We start from the raw sequence: 1,107 nt of genomic DNA, 5'->3' as shown, positions 1-1,107 counted from the left end.
ATAATTGCAAATTATCTTTATGATAAGTTCAAATGATAAAAAGAAAACCCCCACAAAGCTTTGGTCGGCTGTGGGGGTTTTTGATGTACAAAGAACATCACACTTTTTGTTAAGTTCAGTATATCGTGTATATTCTATTTTGTAAAATAATCTCAACCTCCCTAAAAGGACTACTTAATTATTTTTTTACTATATTGTTCAATAATTTATTGTGTTATAGTTTAACTACATTACATAAAAAGGGGGATTTTATTTATGAAAAAATTAGGTATTCTTGGGACAACTACATTAGCAGGAGCATTACTATTTACAGGAGTAAACTCGAATGCTGATGCAGCTGAATTTTCAAAATCTGATGCTCAAAACTCAGTTCAAAATTTTGTAGAAGGTAATCCTAATTATAATTTAGATCCAAGTTCACAATTCATTGATAATACTGAAAGCGATCAACCAGTATCAAATGCATATAAAATTGGATTTGGAGAAACACAAAATCAATCACCGACTTGGTTATATGTAAAAAAAGATACAGGTGAGATTGTAGATGCTAATGGTAACGTAATACAAGCTGCTAATTCTAATCAAACTTCAGAACAACAGACAACTCAAGGAGAAAGACCTTATGGCGGTGTGACACCTGATGGGATGACGAATGAAGAATATGCAGAATTAGAGCAAAATGTGCCTAATCCTAATGAAGTATCAACTGAAGAATATAATCAAGCAGTAGAAAGTGAAACTGCAAGAATTCAAAACGAATCAGAACAAACTTCTGAAAACACTAATGCTTCTCAATCAGAAGTATCTGAGTTACCAGAAACAGGTTCAGAAGAAAAAAATAGCACTGCAATAACAACAATGATTGCTACTATTTTATTAGCTGCTGGATCATTATTAACTTTCAAACGTTTTTCTAAAAATAACAAGTAAGTATCAAGCAAAGAACAAAAGAACACAAATTAATTTGTGTTCTTCTTTTTTACAATTTTCATTTGTCCGATTATCACATGGATAATTGCAAATTATCTTTATGATAAGTTCAAATGATAAAAAGAAAACCCCCACAAAGCTTTGGTCGGCTGTGGGGGTTTTTGATGTACAAAGAAC

1 protein-coding gene is annotated in these 1,107 nt (G+C 31.5%); it reads left to right on the top strand.

All coding sequences use genetic code 11. From position 1 onward, the window contains the following. The first annotated feature begins 255 nt into the window (after positions 1 to 255). Positions 256 to 930 (top strand): LPXTG cell wall anchor domain-containing protein, encoded by a 675-nt coding sequence (locus CD150_RS08105; RefSeq protein WP_019467679.1) that lies wholly within the window; start codon positions 256 to 258, stop codon positions 928 to 930. The last annotated feature ends 177 nt before the right edge of the window (positions 931 to 1,107 follow it).

The sequence above is a fragment of the Staphylococcus ureilyticus genome, assembly GCF_002902235.1.
Classification (GTDB): Bacteria; Bacillota; Bacilli; order Staphylococcales; family Staphylococcaceae; genus Staphylococcus; species Staphylococcus ureilyticus.
Note: the sequence above shows the minus strand (reverse complement) of the source record. Positions and strands in the feature narration are given on the sequence as shown.

Coding starts and splice junctions, on each gene's coding strand:
- CD150_RS08105 (WP_019467679.1), top strand. CDS start 256: ATGAAAAAATTAGGTATTCTTGGGACAACTACATTAGCAGGAGCATTA.